The sequence below is a fragment of the Streptomyces alkaliphilus genome, assembly GCF_014141535.1.
Taxonomy (GTDB): Bacteria; Actinomycetota; Actinomycetes; order Streptomycetales; family Streptomycetaceae; genus Streptomyces; species Streptomyces alkaliphilus.
In genome coordinates, this window is sequence record NZ_VKHT01001040.1 from 1 (window position 1) to 1,694 (window position 1,694).

Annotated in this window: 2 protein-coding genes; both read right to left on the minus strand. The window is 72.0% G+C overall.

Annotated elements, in window-relative coordinates; translation table 11 throughout:
* Positions 1 to 61 precede the first annotated feature (61 nt).
* Complete coding sequence (locus tag FNQ90_RS22215) at positions 62 to 697, minus strand: Uma2 family endonuclease (RefSeq protein ID WP_228454739.1); 636 nt, start codon at positions 695 to 697, stop codon at positions 62 to 64.
* A 152-nt stretch (positions 698 to 849) separates the two neighbouring features.
* On the minus strand, positions 850 to 1,635 hold the full coding sequence (locus tag FNQ90_RS22220; protein ID WP_143624513.1) for an IclR family transcriptional regulator: 786 nt from the start codon (positions 1,633 to 1,635) through the stop codon (positions 850 to 852).
* Positions 1,636 to 1,694 lie beyond the last annotated feature (59 nt).

Genomic DNA, 1,694 nt, shown 5'->3' on the forward strand with positions numbered 1-1,694 from the left:
CCCAGGCGCCGCCCGCCGCCCGCCGCGAGCACCAGGCCGGCCGTACCGCCCGCCACCGCCCTCACGCCCCGGAGGGCCCGGTGATCGCCTCGGTGATCACGAAGCCCTTCGCGGGGCCGGTGGGAACGGTCACCGGCGTGCCGTAGGGGGTGCGGGTCTCCTCGAGGTACACGGCCTCCCCCGGGGAGGGTGAGGTCAGCAGGGTCACCGTGCCGCCCTCGTCGTGGTCGTCGAGCAGCAGGTACACGGGGATACCGGCCCGGGCGTATGCCCGCCGCTTGCGGATGCGGTCCCGGGACACACTCTCGTGGCCCGGCGAGACCACCTCCACCACCACCTCGAGGCAGGAGGCGCACAGGCCGAGCCCGTCATCGGTGATGTGGGGTTCGTCGTCCTCCGGGGCCACGAAGAGATCGGGAATCCACACCTTCAGGTCGTGGATGACGTTCATGTCGTTCCCGGCGACCCATCCGGTGCCTGCCGGGGTCCGTGTCAGGAAGTCGTTCAGGGCGCGGTGCAGGCGGTTGACGATCCTGCCGTGGCGGTAACGTCCCGTCGGTGACACCTCGATGAACCCCTCGACGATTTCGGCGCGGTAGCCCTCGGGGAGTTCCATGGCCCTCCACGCCCCCCACAGGACCTCGTCGAGCCCGGGGTCCCGGTGGGCCGGAACGACGGGGCCGATGGCATGGGTCATGGCGCAGCACCTCCTCCTCAAGTGTGGTGGCCGGGCCACCGCCGGACAAGCCCGTCCTGCACTGTACGCCGAGCCCGACGGCCCTTTTCCGGAAAAGTCCCGGGAAAGCCGTTTCCCGGCCGCCCCTCACCCGATCGCGTGAAGGGCGGTGGTCACGCCGGTCGATGCGCGTTGAGGGAGGCCGACAGGTCGCGGGCGACCTCGCGCAGCAGCGGGACGATCTTGTCCGTGGAGTCCTCGGTGAGGCGTCCGGCCGGCCCGGAGACCGAGATGGCCGCCGGAGTGGGGGAGTCGGGCACGGAGACGGCCAGGCAGCGCACCCCGATCTCCTGTTCGTTGTCGTCCACCGCCCAGCCGTCGGCGCGCACGGTCGCCAGTTCGGCGAGGAAGGCGTCGGGCGAGGTGACGGTGCGTTCGGTGAGAGCCGGCATGCCGGTGCGCACGAGCATGGACCGCACCTCGGCGTCCGGTCGCTGGGACAGCAGGGCCTTGCCCACGGCGGCGGTGTGCGGTGGGACCCGCTTGCCGACCTCGGTGATCATCCGCATGGAGTGCCGGGAGGGCACCTGTGCCACGTAGACCACCTCGTCGCCGTCGAGCAGCGCCATGTTGGCGGTCTCGCCGGTCACGTCCACCAGGCGGGCCAGATGGGGACGGGCCCAGGTGGTCAGGGGACGGGCGGCGGCCTCGCCGAGCCGGATCAGGCGCGGCCCCAGCGCGTAGCGGCGGTTGGACTGCTGGCGTACGTAGCCGCTGGCCACCAGCGTGCGCATCAGACGGTGGATGGTCGGCAGGGGCAGGCCGCTGTCGTTGGCCAGCTCGCTGAGGCCGATCTCGCCGCCGGCGTCGGCCATGTGCTCCAGGAGGACGAAGGCCCGCTCCAGGGACTGGACCCCGCCGCCGGCGGCTGGCGATTTGCGTTCCTCGGACGGCGGCACGTGGCGTTCCTTTCCGGCGGTGTGTGCTGGGTGTGTGGTGGTGGGGTGTGGTGGTGGGC